Raw genomic sequence first — 15,229 nt, 5'->3', positions numbered from 1 at the left:
TTACGACTTGACGGCTCCGGAGATTCCCTCGACGAAGTACCGCTGCAGGAAGATGAAGAGCACCACCACGGGGACGATCGAGATCACGCCGGCGGCGGCCATCCCGGTCCAGTCGGTCGCGGTCTCGCCGACGAACGCCTGCATGCCGACGCTCACGGTGCGCAGATCGGGCCGGCTGAAGGTGAAGACCAGCGGCAGGAAGAACGCGTTCCAGGTGGTGATGAAGGTGAGTACGGCAACGGTCGCGGTGACCGGCATCGCCAGCGGCAGCATCACCGAGAAGAACGTCCGGACGAAGCCCGCGCCGTCCACGACCGCGGCCTCCTCCAGTTCGCGGGGGATCTGCCGGAAGTACCCGTAGTAGATGAGGATCGCCGACACGTACGCGCCGCCGCTGAGAGCGAGGATCAGCCCGCTCAGCGAGTCGATCAGGTGCAGCTGCATCGAGATCTTGACGACCGGGATGATGGTGTAGCCGGTCGGTACGAAGAGCGTCGCGATCAGTACGCCCAGGAACAGCTTGGAGCCACGGAAGCGGTAGCGGGCCAGGACGTACCCGGCGGTCGCGCAGCGGATCGTGACGATCACGACGGTGAAGGCCGTGACCACGACGGTGTTGATCAGGTACCGGCCGAAGTGCGCGTCGTTCCAGGCCCGCGCGTAGTTGTCCCAGACGAACTTCGAGGGCCACAGCTTGAGGCCGCCGGTGAACATCTCCATGTTGTCCTTCAGCGATGCCGACAGCATCCAGAGGAACCGGAAGATCCAGAGCACCGCGATCCCCACCAGGAACAGCGCGGCGATCCACCACGGCACCCGGCGCCACAAGCGGCGGTGCCGATCTGTGGGGCGATCCGTACGTACGGCGAGCGTCGTCATCGCTGGTCTCCTCTCAACCGGCGGCCGGCGTACACGCCCCACAGCTGAACGGCGCCGACGATCGCGACGAGCAGCCCGAAGATCACGGCCGCCGCGGATGCGTGCCCGAGCTGCGGGATCGGTGCGGCGAACGCCCACCGGTAGATGTAGATCTCGATGATCTCGGTGTGGAAGTACGGCCCGCCCCCGGTCAGCGTGTACATCAGATCGAAGTTGTGGAACGTCTCCTCGACGGTCAGTACGGTGATGATGATCAGGAACGGTTTGAGCATCGGCAGCGTGATGTGCCGGAATAGCTGCAACGCCCCCGCGCCGTCGATCCGGGCCGCCTCGTACAACTCGTACGGGATGGTCTGGAGCGCGGCGAGCCAGTAGATCATCGTGACGCCGAAGAACTTCCAGATGTACAGCAGGGCCGCGGTCGGCAGCGCCAGGTGCTGGTCACCCAGGAAGTCCACACCGCCACCGCCGAGCTTGAGCAGTGCGGAGTTGATCGGCCCGCTGGACGGATCCAGGATGAACCGCATCACCACGCCGATGATCGCGGTCGTGGTCACCACCGGGATGAAGAACGCCGACCGCAGCACGCCGATCAGTGGCAGCTTCGGCGAGTTCAGGACGATGACGAGCACCAGCGTCAGCAGTACCCGGGCCGGGACCACGAGCACCATGAACAGCAGCGTGACCTTGAACGAGTTCCAGAACAGCGGATCCGCGAACACCTCGCGGTAGTTGCTCAGGCCAACGAACTGCTGGTTGGCGTCGAACCCGTTCCACTCGACCAGCGAGTACCAGTAGCTCGCGATGATCGGGTAGATCGTGTAGACGCCGTACAGGACCACCGTCGGCAGCAGGAAGATCCAGATCCAGGTGCTCTTCTTCCAGTCGCGAACCCTGCCGGCCACGGTCGGCTACCTGATCTGGCTGATCGCGAAGGTGCGCGGATCGCTGCCGAGCCGGTTGCCGGCCTCCAGCCCGCTGACCGCCGCCAGTTCCGCGTCGGTCAGCTCGAAACCGCCGAGCTCGAAGTTCGCGCGGATCCGCTCGCGGTTCACCGACTTGGGGATGACGATGTGCCCGAGCTGCAGATGCCAGCGCAGGACGACCTGGGCCGGCGTCGCGTCGTGAGCGTCCGCGATCGATGCCAGTACCCGGTGGTCGAGGTCGCCGCCTTGCCCGAGTGGCGAGTACGCCTCGACCGCGATCGACTGTTCACGGCACAGCTCGGTCAGTTCGTGCTGCTGGTAGGTCGGGTGCAGCTCGATCTGGTTGACGGCCGGGACGATCTCGCTCTCCTTCGCCAACCGGTCGAGGTGTTCGGGCAGGAAGTTGGACACGCCAATGGCCCGCACCCGGCCCTCGGCCTGGATCCGCTCCAGCGCGCGCCAACTGTCGACATAGCGATCCATGGTCGGATTCGGCCAGTGCACGAGATACAGGTCGGCGTAGTCGAGTCCGAGCCGCTGCAGGGTTTCGTCGTACGCAGTCAGCGCCGACTCGTACCCGTGTTCGCCGTTGCGCAGCTTGGTGGTGACGAACAGCTCATCGCGCGGCAGCCCGCTGGCGCGTACGGCGGCGCCGACACCTGCCTCGTTGTTGTACGCCGCCGCGGTGTCGATGTGCCGGTAGCCGATCGCGATGGCCTGTTCGACAGCGCGCTGCGTGTCGTCCGGCGGGACCTGGAAGACGCCGAACCCGAGCTGCGGGATCCGTACGCCGTTGCTGAGTGTGATCATGTCCATCAGCTCACCGGTTCGAGGACGAGTAACGATGCCGATGGCAACGGAAGCGACACCTCGAGGGCGACGTCGCCCGTGACTGTGAGGGTCCGTTCGGCCTCGAGTTCTTCCAGTCCTTGCCGCTCGTGGATCGCGGCGAGCTGTTCGGCGGTGGGATCCTGCGGAGAGCCGAGCTGTTGCCAGACCGTGAAGGCGTTGCTGTGCTCGGCGTCGATGCGCAGGTGCCGCAGCCGGTACGACCCGGGCTGAAGGTTGCGCACAGCAACGTTGGCGGTGGTGGCTGAGTCGCTGGTCTGCCATTGGTCGTCGGTGTGCCGCCAGACGAGTACCGCGACGCTGCCGTTCTCCGCTCGCGAGGCCAGGACGTCGACCTCTTCAGGCATGCTGCTGCCGTCCGTGTTCTCGAGCGCGCCGACCTGCCAGGCCGCGTCCGAGGCCGCCTGCAGTCGGTCGGTGCCGAGCAGCGTGAGCATCCGGTACGCGTTGAGCAACGGCTTCTCGACACCGCCCGCGGTCATGAAGGAGCGCGTGCCTTCGAAGTACCGCTCGGCCTCGAAGTAGAAGCTCCAGCTCGTCGCGTACGCGACCTGCGCGGTCTCGGTCGCGTTCAGATCGAGGATCTTCTTCATCAGCTTCGCCTGGAAGACCGGGTAGTACTCGGTGTTCTGGAAGCTGTAGTTGCGGTTGTCGTACCGCCCGAAGTGCGCCGGCACCGCGGCGTCGCACTCGTCGACGATCACGGGCAGGTCGGCGTACGCGTCGTACGAGCCGATCAGCCGGTTGAACTCGCGCAGGTCGAACAGCATCTTGGTCGACGACGGGCTGAGCAGCTCGGCGGGCTCCTCGGCGAACGGCTTGTAGTCGCGGGTCGGGAAGTGGCAGCCCTTGGTGTGGTACGAGATGAAGTCGAGCGGCTCGTCGCGGTCGGAGGTGTAGTCGAGGAAGCCCTTGAGGAAGTTCAGGCCGCCGCTGGTGACGGCCGGTCCGCCGACCTTCGCCTCGGGCAGAACGGCCCGGATCGCTTGCACCGTTGCGGTGTAGAGCTCGTTGTACTGCTCGAGCGTGCCGCGCCAGTAGTCGATGTCCGGCTCGTTCCACAGCTCCCAGAGCCAGGTCTTCACCTCTGCCTCGCCGTACCGCTCGACGCAGTGCTGGACGGTCGCGCCGATCAGGCCGCCCCATTTGCCGTAGTCGCTCGGTGGGTAGCCCCACGCACCGGCCTCGTAGTTCGTGTAGGCCGTTGGGCTGCGTACGACGGTGAGCTCGGCCGCCTCAGGAGGCAGCAGGTCGCGCGGCGTGAAGCCGAGCTCGACGAGCAGGTGATGACCGGCGCCGACAATCGCGTCGTACGCCTGGTCGAGCAGCGTGAAGTCGTAGTACGGATTGCCGTCGACGTCCTCGTGGTAGACGTTGCCGGAGCTCCAGTGCGGGATGCCGAAACCGCTGCCGGAGCAGTACATGTAGTGCGGGCGGACGAAGTACCCGCCGCCGGAGAAGTCGGCGAAGGTCTGCAGCAGCCGTTTGCCCGCGGGCATGTACGTCCAGTTGAACTCGTCGTACCCGAAGCTCTCCCAGACGCGGGCCAGCGGGCCCTGGACGTGTGCGGCGTCGACGTCGATCGTCGCCGCGACGACGTGCGGCGCATCGGGGATCCGGGGAGCGGCCGGCGGGAACGGGCCGAGGGCCGTCCGTCCGGTGTGGACCGGTGTGTCGGTGGTCATCGTCGCGTGACCTCTCTGCCCGGGGGGATCGGGCTGCCTCACGGTCGGCCGGGCCGACTGCCGGCGCCGGCCGTCCTGGCTGAGTGGAGGCTCCGAGTCTGCTCCGGCGTTTCGTTTACTGTCAATGACTTACTGTTTACAATCTACAGAGCGAGCTGCGCAGCGGTAGGGTTCGATCCGTGGAAACTGCGTTGAGGAGGTGGTCGGCGTGATGCCCGACGACGTCGTGTCGCTGCCGTCGCAGCGCGCTCTGGGTGATCTGGTCACCGATGTGCTGCGGGAGATGATCACCGGCGGCAGGTTCCAGCCCGGCCAGCACCTCAAGGAGACCGAGCTCGCCGAGGCGCTCAAGGTCAGCCGCGGGCCGATCCGGGAGGCCCTGTCCCGGCTCGAGGAAGAGGGTCACGTCGAGCTGCGGCGGCACCGCGGCGCGTTCGTCAGCACGCTGACCAGGACCGACGTCGAGGAGGTGCACACCCTCCGCGGCGCGATCGAGCGACTGGCCGCCGGGCGTGCGTGCACCAGGATGCAGGGCGCGGGCTTCGCCGAGATGGACGCGGTGCTGGAGCAGATGAAGAGCGTCGACACCAAGATCGTTCCGGAGGACGCGGTCCGGCTGGACCTGCAGTTCCACGACATCATCTACGCGTACTGCGACCACGCTCGCGTGCAGCGCGTCTGGGAGTCGATCCGTGGGCAGGTGACAGTCTTTCTGCGGGCCCGGAACGCGAGTTTCCCGGATTTCCTCGACGTCGGTTACAAGGAGCACAAGGAACTGCGCGACGCCCTGGCGCTCGGCGACCCACAGGCCGCCCAGGACGGCATCGACAAGCACATCCTCGGCGCCTACGAACGCCTGAAACGCCTCAACCTCCCGGACCGCTGACCCGAGGCAGTCAGGAGACTGAGTCGAGGTGGTAGTCCATGCCGGCGAAGGTGAAGGTGTCGCCGGTTTGCAGGCCCTTGATGGCTTCGTACAGGAGTGCGTCGGTGGCCATGCCCTCGTAGGTCACGCCGTCGCACTCGAACGCCGAGCTGATCACGCCGACGACGTAGTGATCGCCGTCGAGCACGACGATCGCGCCCGGCCGCACCTCGGTCGTCGGCGAGAAGTCCATTCCCGCCAGCGCGGCGACTGCGGCGTCTGTTGCTCGGAGCTCGGCCTCGAGGTGCGCCTTGAGCGCGGCTTTGACCCGCTCCTTGCTGTTCATCGCGCATCCTCTCGTCGTGATCGCGCGTGCGGTGTACCGAACAAGTGTCGCGCACGCGTTTCCGCCGGTTCCGGAACCAGTTCCGGAACCGGCAGGGGGTGTTGGTGCGGGTTGCGGCGACCTAGAGTCGGCCTGCTTTGTAAGGGCTTTCCGTGTCGGCGATGGAGGGTTTGTGAGGCGGACTCTGAGTTTGGCGGCAGTGGTCGGGGTGGTGGCGGCCGGGTTGGCCGCCGGAGGCGGACCGGCGATGGCGCAGCGGGGTGCGGTGGTGCAGGGGACGTACTCGAGCGGGACCGCGCACCGGTGGGAGCCGCTGCCGTCGACGTACGTCGGGAACGACGGGCCGGCCGACACGACGGTCGTGGTGGATCCGAGTGTCAGCAGGCAGCAGTACACGGGGATCGGCTTCTCACTCGACGAGACCAGCGTGTCGAACCTGTGGAAGCTGACGCCGGCCGAGCGGGACCGCGCGATCCGGCTGCTCGCGGACCCGAAGACCGGCGCCGGGTTCGACCGGTTCCGGTTGACGATCGGCAGCCCGGACCTGATCGAGCACCTGCCGTTCTGGTCGTACGACGAACTGCCGGCAGGGGTCGGCGAGGACCGGAACCTGAAGCACTTCTCGATCCAGCGGGACGTCGACCTGCACATCGTCGACACCGTGAAGCTGATCCAGAAGTACAACCCGCGGGCCACGTTCTTCGCGTCGGCGTGGAGTGCGCCGGCCTGGATGAAGACCAACAACCGCTTCACCGGCGAGGTCGCGCTGAAGCCTGGCAGTACGACGTCGTACTACCAGGTCGGCAAGCTCCGCGACGACTGCATCGACGTGTTCGCGAAGTACTACGTGAAGTACCTGCAGGCGTACGCGAAGCACGGCATCAAGGTCGACGCGCTGACGCTGCTCAACGAGCCAGGGATCGACGTGGTGTACCCGGCGATGGACATCAGCGTCGAGCAGCAGCAGAAGCTTGCGGTCGCGATCAAGCGTGAGGTACGCAGAGCCGGGCTGCGCACCGACCTGTACGTGCACGACTTCAACTTCTGGGACTGGCGCGATCCGAACAGCACCGAGACCAAGAACTACTACCGGATCTTCAACGATCCGCAGACCCGGAAAGCGGCGGACGCGATCGCGTTCCATCCGTACTGGGGAGACCCGACGGTGATGCGGGACGCGTTCGAGGAGTTCGGAAAACCTGTGCACATGACGGAAACGAGCGATCTGAATCCGGAAACGATTCTGAACTATTTCCGGCTCGATGCCTCGTCGTACGTCATGTGGGCGCAGACCACCGATCAGGACGGCGGCACCCTGCACTGGACACCGGCCCGGGACAACAACGTCGACTGGGAAGAGGTCGGCCGGACGACGAAGTGGCCGAACCGGCTGGTGACCGTCGACACGAACACGAAAACGTTTTCGGTGCGTTCCGAGCTGTCCGCGATGGGGCAGTTCGCGAAGTACCTCGGGCCGGAGCACACTCGCGTCGAGTCGAGCGGCACGGCGAACGGGATCAGCAACGTGGTCTTCAAGGACCGCTCGGACAACTTCGTCGCGATCGTTGGGAACTCCAACACCACGCCCAGCAAGGTGCGGATCACGCTCGCGGGCAGGTCGTTCACCGTCACGGTCCCGGCCGGCGCGTACGCGACGTACCGCTGGCACGGCGATGTCCCGCGGCACAGTCATGCACCTCAGTTCCAGGACGTACCGGAGGTGACGGCTGACCAGTACCAGACCACTCAGCTCCAGTTGCGCGCGACCGATCGTGACAAGGACCGGCTCGGGTACTACGCAACGGACCTGCCGGCGGGCGTGACCCTCGACGGGAGCACCGGGCTGGTGACCATTCATCCCACGGTCGCCGGCGAGCAGGACCTGAAGTTCCACGTGACGGACGGCGCGGCGCATGACGACGTCACGGTGCATCTGACCGTACGGCCGCACGGTGCGCATGTGGGGGAGAAGGTCGAGGCGGAGTCGTACGTCGCGCAGCACGGCTGGACCGAGGGCGGTGCCGACTTCATCGAGAGCAACCCGTCCGCGAGTGGCGGGAAGAACGTCGGGTGGACGGCCGCGGGGAACTGGTTGCAGTACCGCTTCGACGTCGCGCAGGGTACGTACAACCTCGAGCTCCGGGTCGCGAACGGTAGTGGCGCCGCGGCCCCCGACGCGATCTCGATCCGCGATGCGAACGGCGCCGTACTGAGCAAGGTGACGGTCCCCGACACCGGTGGGTGGGCCAACTACCAATCGATCAGCACCCCGATCACCCTCCCCGCCGGCGACCGGCCCCTGACAATCTACTGCGAAACCGGCAACTTCAACCTCGACTACCTAACCCTGACCTGACCCCCACCCAAGCCCCACCCCACCCCGTGCCCCCTGCCCCGGGTCCCGTGCGTTTGGGTGGTTCACCGCTCAGATTGACCCTCACCTGCTTGTATGCGAGCGGCGAACGGGCCATTTCGAGGGTGAACCACCCAAACGGGGAGGGGGCTTGAGCGTGCGGTGGACGGTGCGTTGACCCGGTTTGTGAAACGTGTCAATGTTGGGTGGGCAGTGTGTGGTGGAGTGCTGCTGGCTATGCGGTATCGCGGATTGAAACGTGAGGAGCGGTCAGTGACGCGTGTTGCCTTCCTGCATACCGGGGCTGTGGTGATCCCGACGTTCGCGAGTCTGGCGGCGGAGCATCTGCCGGGCGTCGAGGTGCAGAACCTGCTCGACGACAAGATCGTGGCCGACCTCGGGCGGGGTGGTGCCGCGGATCAGGTCGGGCAGCGGCTCGCGGACCTCGGTGACGCGGCGGTCGCGGCCGGGGCCGAGGCGGTGATGTTCACGTGCTCGTCGATCTCGCAGTACGCCGGTCCGCTGGCGGAGCGTCTCGGCGTACCGGTGTATCGCGTCGACGAGGCGATGGCCGACGAGGCCGTACGGACCGGTGAGCGCGTCAGCGTGATTGCAACGCTGGCGACCACCGTGCAACCAACCGCGGCACTCCTCCGCGAACGTGCCGAGCTCCAGGGGCGTGACGTGCAGATCGACGAGGTCGTCGTGGACGGTGCTTTCGAGGCCGCTGTCGCCGGGGACCGCGCTCGCCATGACGACCTCGTCGCGGCAGCCATCAAGGAAGCATCTGGCGACGTGGTCGTGCTCGCCCAGGCATCGATGGCATCGGCGGCCGAAGGAGTAGACCGCCCCGTCCTCACCAGCCCAGAACGCGGCATCCGCCGCCTCGCCGAATCCCTCAGCTGACCTAGTTCTGCGTTTTTGTTTGTTGGCGGCGGGCCAGTAGGCGGTCGAGGACGCCGTAGCCTGCTAGGCCGAGGGATCCGAGAGCGATCAGGAACAGCACGACCGCGACCGAGATGTTGACCGGCCGGGCGATCAAGCCGGCGACGGCCAGCACCACACCGATCGCGGCGAACGTCACAACCAGTCGGCGGCTCATCGGCTCGTGGATCACGACCGCGATGCTAGGCCATCCAGCCGGCCACTAGTGCGCGGCGAGGCGTCCGGCGAGGCGTTCGTGCCGCTCGGCGCTGGCTGCGTTGAGCCCGATGATCCGGACCCTCTTGCCGTACCGCTCGTACTTCGTGGTGATCGCATCCAGCGCCGCCACACTCGAGGCGTCCCAGATGTGTGAGTCGGTCAGATCGATCACGACGTCGTCCGGATCCCCGCGATAGTCGAACTGCTGCAGGATGTCGTTGCTGGAAGCAAAGAAAAGCTCCCCCGTGATCCGGTACGTCTTCGTGCCGCCGGCGACCTCACCGGACACCTCCGTGAAATGCGCGACCCGGCGAGCGAAGGCCACCATCGCGACCAGTACGCCGACCACGACGCCGATCGCCAGGTTGTGCGTGGCGACCACGACGACGACCGTCGCGACCATCACCGCGGTCTCGCTGCGCGGCATCCGGCGCAGGGTCCGCAGGCTGTGCCAGTCGAACGTACCGACCGAGACCATCACCATCACCGCGACGAGCGCGGCCATCGGGATGTCGCCGACCAGGTCACCGAGGCCGACCACCAGGATCAGCAGGAAGGTGCCGGCCAGGAACGTCGAGATCCGGGTCCGGCCGCCGGAGCCGCGGACGTTGATCATCGTCTGGCCGATCATCGCGCAGCCGCCCATGCCGCCGAACAGTCCGGTGATGACGTTCGCCGTGCCCTGGCCCCACGCCTCGCGGGTCTTGTTCGACGGGGTGTCGGTGACGTCGTCGACGAGCCTGGCGGTCATCAGGGATTCGAGCAGGCCGACGAGCGCCATCGCGAGCGCGTACGGGGCGATGATGCGAAGGGTGTCGAGGTTGAACGGGACGTTCGGGAAGAACAGGGAGGGCAGGCTGTCCGGGAGTTTGCCCTCGTCGCCGACGGTCGGCACGTGGAAGCCGCTGACGGCGACGACCAGGGTCACGACGAGGATCGCGATCAAAGGCGCCGGGACGGCCTTGGTCAGGCGCGGCAGGAAGACCATGATCACGATGCCGGCCGCCACCAGTGGGTACACCAGCCACGGCACGTGCAGGAGGTGCGGGAGTTGTGCGAGGAAGATCAGGATCGCCAGCGAGTTGACGAAGCCGACCATTACCGAGCGCGGGATGAACCGCATCAGCCGGGCGACCCCGAGCAGGCCGAGTGCGATCTGCAGGATGCCGGCCAGGATCACGGTCGCGACGAAGTAGTCGAAGCCGTGGTTGCGCATCACCGGTGCGATCACCAGCGCGACCGCTCCGGTGGCCGCGGAGATCATCGCGGGGCGGCCGCCGAGGAACGCGATCGACACCGCCATCGTGAACGACGCGAACAGGCCGACCCGCGGGTCGACACCGGCGATGATCGAGAAGCTGATCGCCTCCGGGATCAGGGCGAGACCGACGACGAGGCCGGCGAGTACCTCGGTGCGCAGGCGGCGTGGCGAGCGAAGTGCGGCGCGGACGGACGTGACAGGCAGAGCTGACTCAGGCGTCAGCGAAGACATACGGAACTCCAGGGGATGGGCGGCAGGGCGATTCTATCGGCCGGTCGCTGAACTCTTGACGCCGGTCCAGCACCTGAGGCAAGGTTTTACAGCGCTGCATTACAGCGCTGTAAATGGCAAGAGAACAAAAGCACCCTCGCTCCGCTCGGGGTTGGGAGTGGGAACTAGCACCCTCGCTCCGCTCGGGGTGGGGGGGAGGTGGCGCTCCCGCTCGGGGTGGTGGCGACGAACAGAGAGTGGGGTAGATGCGGCCCGACATTGTGGTGGTGATGACTGATCAGCAGCGGGTGGGGCTGAGTCGGCGGAGTGGGTTTGCGGTGGACACGATGCCGTTTGTCGACGGGCTGGCCGCGCAGGGGACGGACTTCCGGCACGCCTACACCGCGGCGCCCGCCTGTGTTCCGGCCCGTACGAGCCTGCTCACCGGCCGCTTCCCGAGCGCCCACCAGGTCCGTCAGAACAGCAACGCCCGGTACGCGCACTACCAGCAGGACCTCCTCGACGTACTGCGGAACGCGGACTACCAGCTGCACTTCGCCGGCAAGCCGCACATGCACCGTGACGCCGCCGACTTCGACACCTTCGCCGGCCCGTACTTCCACACCAACGGACCCGAGCGCAGCGCCGACGAGAAGGCGTTCGACGAATGGCTCGACCACCTCGACCACGGCGTCTCCGACGAGCCCACGCCGTACGACGTGACGACCCAACTCCCGTACCGGATCACCAGCGACGCCCTCAAGGCGATCGACGAGGCGGATCCGGAGCGACCCGGCCTGTTCTGGGTCTCGTACCCGGAGCCGCACAACCCGTACCAGGTCCCGCAGCCGTACTTCGACTTCGTCGCGCCCGAGGACGTCCCGGACCGACTGACCGGCCCGGAAGCCGCCGAGCACAAGGGCGGCACCTACGCCTGGCTGCGCAGACTCCAGGAAGAAAAGCGACCCGGGTACGACGACAACTGGCGCCGCTACGCCGCGAACTACCTAGGCATGCTGCGCCTGCTCGACGACCAGATCCGCCGCCTGCACGAAGGTCTGGCGCACCGCACCCGCCCGCGGCTCACGATCGTGCTCGCCGACCACGGTGACTACGTCGGCGAGTACGGCCTGCAGCGCAAGGGCGCCGGCCTGTCCGAGTTCCTGATGCGGATCCCGATGATCCTCGCCGGCGACGGCGTCAAGGAGCAGCAGCGCGACGAGCCGGTCTCGATCGTCGACCTGCTCCCGACGATCTGCGAGGCCGTCGACCAGCCCATCCCCGACGGGGTCCAGGGCCGCAGCCTGCTGCCGCTGGCCCACGGCGAGCCCGCGCCGGAGGCGGAGTTCGGCAGCATCATCGCCGAACAGGGCTACGGCGGCCGCGCGTACGAGGTGACCGCCCGGCCACCGCTGCACTTCCGGTACGACGGCCCGTCGTTCGACGAGCTCAACACCGTCACCCAGTCCGGCGGCGCGCGCATGCTCCGCAGCGGCAAGTGGAAGCTCATCGTCCACGCAGATCTCGACGGCGAACTCTACGACCTGGAGACCGACCCCGCCGAGCTCGACAACCTCTTCGCGGACGACCGGCACCTGGCCGTTCGTGCCGGCCTGCTGCACCAGCTCACCCGCTGGCAGGCGCGCCTGACCGACGACCTCCCGAACGGCAACTACACCCCGCTCCGCCTGCCCCACAACTGGCGGTGGGCCCCCCAAGGAGAAGCCCCATGAGCACACTGAGCCGCCGGACCCTGCTGGGTCTCGGCGCCGCCGCTGCGGCAGCGATCACGATCCCCGGCTGCTCGGGGAAGTCCGGCCCGATGCGAGTCTCCTGGTACGGACCCGATCCGGTCACCAAGGCGCTCAACCAGGCCCTCGCCGCGTGGAAGTCGAGCGGCGGCGCGGAGTTCACGTCGGAGAGCGCGCCGTTCGACGACTACTGGGACAAGCTCGCCACGCAGACCTCCGGCAACAACGCTCCTGACGTACTGCGGATGTCGATGAGCTACTTCAGTGACTACGCCGGCCGGAGCGCCCTGAAGGACCTCGGATCGCTGGGGATCGACACGTCCGGTCTCGACAAGGACGTCGCCGACAGCGGTGTTGCCGACGGCAAGAACTTCGGGATCGGGCAGAGCTCGATCAGCTACTCGATGTACGTCGACGAGGCCGCGATCAAGAAGGCCGGCGGGACGGTCCCGACCCAGGGCTGGACGTGGGAGCAGTTCGCCGAGTTCGCCAAGGGGTACGCCGGGTCGGTGCAGGGCTCGTTCGGCTGCGGCGACCAGGCCGGTGGGCTGCAGGTGTTCGAGGTGTACGCCCGGCAGCACGGGACCGAGCTGTTCAGCGACGACGGCAGCAAGCTGCTCGCCACCAAGGACACCGTGCAGGAATGGTTCCAGTACTGGGACGACCTGCGGAAGGCGAAGGCCGCACCGCCGCAGAACATCAGCGCCGAGACGGACACGATCGAGAAGTCGCTGATCGCCAAGGGCAAGGCGCCGGTGCAGTTCGGCTGGGTCCAGCAGGTCACGTTCTACCAGCCGCTGGTGAAGAGCCCGCTCACCATCCTCCCGGTCCCGCAGGTGACGGCGGGTGACCTGAAGGGCCAGTTCGTCAAGGGCCTCGACCTGTGGTGCATCTCGGCGGCGAGCAAGCACCCCGAGGACGCGGCGAAACTGATCGGGTTCCTGCTCAACGACGAGAAGGCGATCAAGGCGATCGGCATCCTGCTCGGCGTACCGCCGTCGAAGAAGGCGCGGGACCTGGTCTCCGCGGACGCCGGCTCGGCGGGCGCGCGGGCGATCAAGTACGTCGAGGACATCACCGGCAAGGTCGGCCCGTCGCCGAAGCCGTGGCCGAAGGGGTACGGCGAGCTGCTCACCGGCTTCGGCCGGATCGCGGAGAACATCGGCTTCGGCAAGACCACGCCGGCCGCGGGCGCTCAGGAGTTCGTCGACCTGGCCGGAAAGACCCTCGGTCAGTGACTGCGCCCACTCTTTGGCAGCGCCTCCGGCAGAGCGTTCCCGCCTACCTGTTTCTCCTTCCCTGGTTGATCGGCATCGTTGGCCTCACCATCGGCCCGATGCTGTTGTCGCTGTACTACAGCTTCACCGACTACGCGCTGCTCAACACCCCCGAGTGGCAAGGTCTGCACAACTACACGGCGCTGTTCCACGACCCGCGATACCTCCAGTCGCTCAAGGTCACGTTCATCTACGTCGGCGTCTCGGTGCCGCTCGAGATGGCGTTCGCGCTCGCGGTCGCCGTACTGCTCAACCGTGGGCTCAAGGGCCTGGCCGTCTACCGGGCGCTGTACTACGTACCGAGCCTGCTCGGCGGGAGTGTCGCGATCGCCCTGCTCTGGCAGCAGATCTTCGGTAGTGACGGCCTGCTCAACGACATCCTCGGCGTGTTCGGGATCCACGGACGCGGCTGGATCTCCGAACCCGGTACGGCGTTGTGGACGCTGATCGTGCTCCGGGTCTGGCAGTTCGGCGCGCCGATGGTGATCTTCCTGGCCGGGCTGCGGCAGATCCCGGACGACGTACTGGAGGCCGCCGAGGTCGATGGTGCGGGCCGTTGGCAACGATTCTGGCGGGTCACGCTGCCGCTGCTGTCGCCGGTGGTGTTCTTCAACCTCGTACTGCAGATCATCGGCGCATTCCAGGCGTTCACGCCGGCCTTCGTGATCAGCGGCGGCAAGGGCGGCCCGTCGGACTCGACGCTGTTCTACACGCTGTACCTGTACCAGCAGGCGTTCGGCAACTTCAAGATGGGGTACGCCGCCGCGATGGCCTGGGTGCTGCTGCTGATCATCGCGGTCTTCACCGGGCTGAACTTCGTCCTCGGCCGCACCTGGGTGTTCTACGGAGACGAAGGGGTACGTCGATGAAACGCGTGCTGGCCCACGCCGGCCTGACCGCCGGCGCGCTGATCATGCTGTACCCGCTGCTCTGGATGGTCAGCGCCTCACTGCGCAAGAACACCGAGATCTTCGACCATCCCGGGCTGATCCCGGAGCACCCGACGCTCGGCAACTACGCGCTCGGCTGGTCCTCGACGGGGACCAGCTTCGGCGTTTACATCATGAACTCGCTGATCATCTGCGCGGCGGTGGTGATCGGCAACCTGGTGACGTGCTCGCTGACCGCGTACGCGTTCGCGCGGATGACGTTCGTCGGGCGGAAGGCGCTGTTCGCGCTGATGCTGGCGACGCTGATGCTGCCCGCGCACGTGACGCTGATCGCGCAGTACTCGATCTTCCGGAAGCTGGACTGGATCGACACGTTCTGGCCGATGATCGTGCCGAGCTTCCTGGCCACGGACGCGTTCTTCGTGTTCTTGATGGTGCAGTTCATCCGGTCGATCCCGGTGGAGCTCGACGACGCGGCCCGGATCGACGGCTGCGGGTACTGGGGCATCTACCGGCGGATCATCCTGCCGCTGCTGTCGCCGGCGCTGGTGACGACGGCGATCTTCTCGTTCATCTGGACCTGGAACAACTTCTTCAGCCAGCTGATCTACCTGTCGACCAGGACGAAGCTGACGGTGCCGGTGGCGCTCCGCGGCTTCCTGGACGCGACCGGCAGCTCGGAGTGGGGCGGGCTGTTCGCGATGAGCGTCGTGACGCTGGTCCCGGTGGTCGTGGTCTTCGTGGTCTTCCAGCGCCGCATCCTGGCCGGAATGGCCCACACAGGTCTCAAGTGA

At 66.8% G+C, this 15,229-nt stretch carries 14 protein-coding genes; 7 read left to right on the top strand and 7 right to left on the bottom strand.

What is annotated here, in order from left to right; genetic code table 11:
• Genes ACGFI6_RS28540 through ACGFI6_RS28525 form a run of 4 tightly spaced genes read right to left on the bottom strand, consistent with a single transcriptional unit; the run spans position 1 to position 4,339 of the window.
• Entirely contained in the window at positions 1-879 is an 879-nt protein-coding gene (locus tag ACGFI6_RS28540; protein ID WP_393123850.1) for a carbohydrate ABC transporter permease, read from the bottom strand.
• Positions 876-1,784, bottom strand: coding sequence for a carbohydrate ABC transporter permease (locus ACGFI6_RS28535; RefSeq protein WP_393123848.1), 909 nt, complete (start codon positions 1,782-1,784; stop codon positions 876-878). Before ACGFI6_RS28535 ends, ACGFI6_RS28540 begins: the two co-directional genes overlap by 4 nt.
• A 6-nt stretch (positions 1,785-1,790) precedes the next feature.
• Entirely contained in the window at positions 1,791-2,621 is an 831-nt protein-coding gene (locus ACGFI6_RS28530; protein ID WP_393123846.1) for an aldo/keto reductase, read from the bottom strand.
• Complete coding sequence (locus ACGFI6_RS28525) at positions 2,621-4,339, bottom strand: glycoside hydrolase (RefSeq protein ID WP_393123844.1); 1,719 nt, start codon at positions 4,337-4,339, stop codon at positions 2,621-2,623. Before ACGFI6_RS28525 ends, ACGFI6_RS28530 begins: the two co-directional genes overlap by 1 nt.
• A 211-nt stretch (positions 4,340-4,550) precedes the next feature.
• Here ACGFI6_RS28525 and ACGFI6_RS28520 point away from each other — a divergent pair, with 211 nt between their 5' ends.
• On the top strand, positions 4,551-5,225 hold the full coding sequence (locus ACGFI6_RS28520) for a GntR family transcriptional regulator (protein WP_393124699.1): 675 nt from the start codon (positions 4,551-4,553) through the stop codon (positions 5,223-5,225).
• Positions 5,226-5,235: 10 nt separating this feature from the next.
• On the opposite strand, the gene ACGFI6_RS28515 is transcribed toward ACGFI6_RS28520, so the two are convergent.
• Complete coding sequence (locus ACGFI6_RS28515) at positions 5,236-5,550, bottom strand: hypothetical protein (RefSeq protein ID WP_393123842.1); 315 nt, start codon at positions 5,548-5,550, stop codon at positions 5,236-5,238.
• A 172-nt stretch (positions 5,551-5,722) separates the two neighbouring features.
• On the opposite strand from ACGFI6_RS28515, the gene ACGFI6_RS28510 reads away from it, so the two are divergent.
• Positions 5,723-7,906, top strand: coding sequence for a carbohydrate-binding protein (locus tag ACGFI6_RS28510; protein ID WP_393123840.1), 2,184 nt, complete (start codon positions 5,723-5,725; stop codon positions 7,904-7,906).
• Positions 7,907-8,176: 270 nt separating this feature from the next.
• Positions 8,177-8,809, top strand: coding sequence for an aspartate/glutamate racemase family protein (locus tag ACGFI6_RS28505; RefSeq protein ID WP_393123838.1), 633 nt, complete (start codon positions 8,177-8,179; stop codon positions 8,807-8,809).
• A gap of 1 nt (position 8,810) precedes the next feature.
• On the opposite strand, the gene ACGFI6_RS28500 is transcribed toward ACGFI6_RS28505, so the two are convergent.
• Positions 8,811-9,020 carry a hypothetical protein gene (locus ACGFI6_RS28500; RefSeq protein WP_393123836.1) on the bottom strand — a complete coding sequence of 70 codons (210 nt, stop codon included), beginning with the start codon at positions 9,018-9,020 and terminating at the stop codon, positions 8,811-8,813.
• Positions 9,021-9,050: 30 nt separating this feature from the next.
• Positions 9,051-10,538 (bottom strand): SulP family inorganic anion transporter, encoded by a 1,488-nt coding sequence (locus ACGFI6_RS28495; protein ID WP_393123834.1) that lies wholly within the window; start codon positions 10,536-10,538, stop codon positions 9,051-9,053.
• A gap of 245 nt (positions 10,539-10,783) precedes the next feature.
• Between ACGFI6_RS28495 and ACGFI6_RS28490 the strand changes: the two genes are divergently transcribed.
• The 4 genes from ACGFI6_RS28490 (at position 10,784) to ACGFI6_RS28475 (ending at position 15,229) form a co-directional block, all read left to right on the top strand.
• Positions 10,784-12,250: a sulfatase-like hydrolase/transferase gene (locus tag ACGFI6_RS28490; RefSeq protein WP_393123832.1), complete on the top strand. Its 1,467-nt coding sequence runs from the start codon at positions 10,784-10,786 to the stop codon at positions 12,248-12,250.
• Positions 12,247-13,506: an ABC transporter substrate-binding protein gene (locus tag ACGFI6_RS28485; RefSeq protein WP_393123829.1), complete on the top strand. Its 1,260-nt coding sequence runs from the start codon at positions 12,247-12,249 to the stop codon at positions 13,504-13,506. The genes ACGFI6_RS28490 and ACGFI6_RS28485 overlap by 4 nt, the downstream gene beginning before the upstream one ends.
• Positions 13,507-13,571: 65 nt before the next feature.
• Positions 13,572-14,414, top strand: a complete 843-nt coding sequence (locus ACGFI6_RS28480) for a carbohydrate ABC transporter permease (protein WP_393123827.1) — start codon at positions 13,572-13,574, stop codon at positions 14,412-14,414.
• Positions 14,411-15,229 carry a carbohydrate ABC transporter permease gene (locus tag ACGFI6_RS28475; protein ID WP_393123825.1) on the top strand — a complete coding sequence of 273 codons (819 nt, stop codon included), beginning with the start codon at positions 14,411-14,413 and terminating at the stop codon, positions 15,227-15,229. Before ACGFI6_RS28480 ends, ACGFI6_RS28475 begins: the two co-directional genes overlap by 4 nt.

Origin of the sequence: Kribbella sp. NPDC048928, assembly GCF_043197975.1 — a bacterium.
GTDB lineage: Bacteria > Actinomycetota > Actinomycetes > Propionibacteriales > Kribbellaceae > Kribbella.
The sequence above is the reverse complement of the archived record's forward strand: the minus strand, read 5'-3'. Positions and strand labels throughout refer to the sequence as shown.

Excerpts from the sequence above, each read along its gene's own strand:
- ACGFI6_RS28540 (WP_393123850.1), bottom strand. The coding sequence starts at position 879 with ATGACGACGCTCGCCGTACGTACGGATCGCCCCACAGATCGGCACCGC.
- ACGFI6_RS28530 (WP_393123846.1), bottom strand. The coding sequence starts at position 2,621 with ATGGACATGATCACACTCAGCAACGGCGTACGGATCCCGCAGCTCGGG.
- ACGFI6_RS28525 (WP_393123844.1), bottom strand. The coding sequence starts at position 4,339 with ATGACCACCGACACACCGGTCCACACCGGACGGACGGCCCTCGGCCCG.
- ACGFI6_RS28520 (WP_393124699.1), top strand. The coding sequence starts at position 4,551 with ATGCCCGACGACGTCGTGTCGCTGCCGTCGCAGCGCGCTCTGGGTGAT.
- ACGFI6_RS28515 (WP_393123842.1), bottom strand. The coding sequence starts at position 5,550 with ATGAACAGCAAGGAGCGGGTCAAAGCCGCGCTCAAGGCGCACCTCGAG.
- ACGFI6_RS28495 (WP_393123834.1), bottom strand. The coding sequence starts at position 10,538 with ATGTCTTCGCTGACGCCTGAGTCAGCTCTGCCTGTCACGTCCGTCCGC.
- ACGFI6_RS28490 (WP_393123832.1), top strand. The coding sequence starts at position 10,784 with ATGCGGCCCGACATTGTGGTGGTGATGACTGATCAGCAGCGGGTGGGG.
- ACGFI6_RS28485 (WP_393123829.1), top strand. The coding sequence starts at position 12,247 with ATGAGCACACTGAGCCGCCGGACCCTGCTGGGTCTCGGCGCCGCCGCT.
- ACGFI6_RS28475 (WP_393123825.1), top strand. The coding sequence starts at position 14,411 with ATGAAACGCGTGCTGGCCCACGCCGGCCTGACCGCCGGCGCGCTGATC.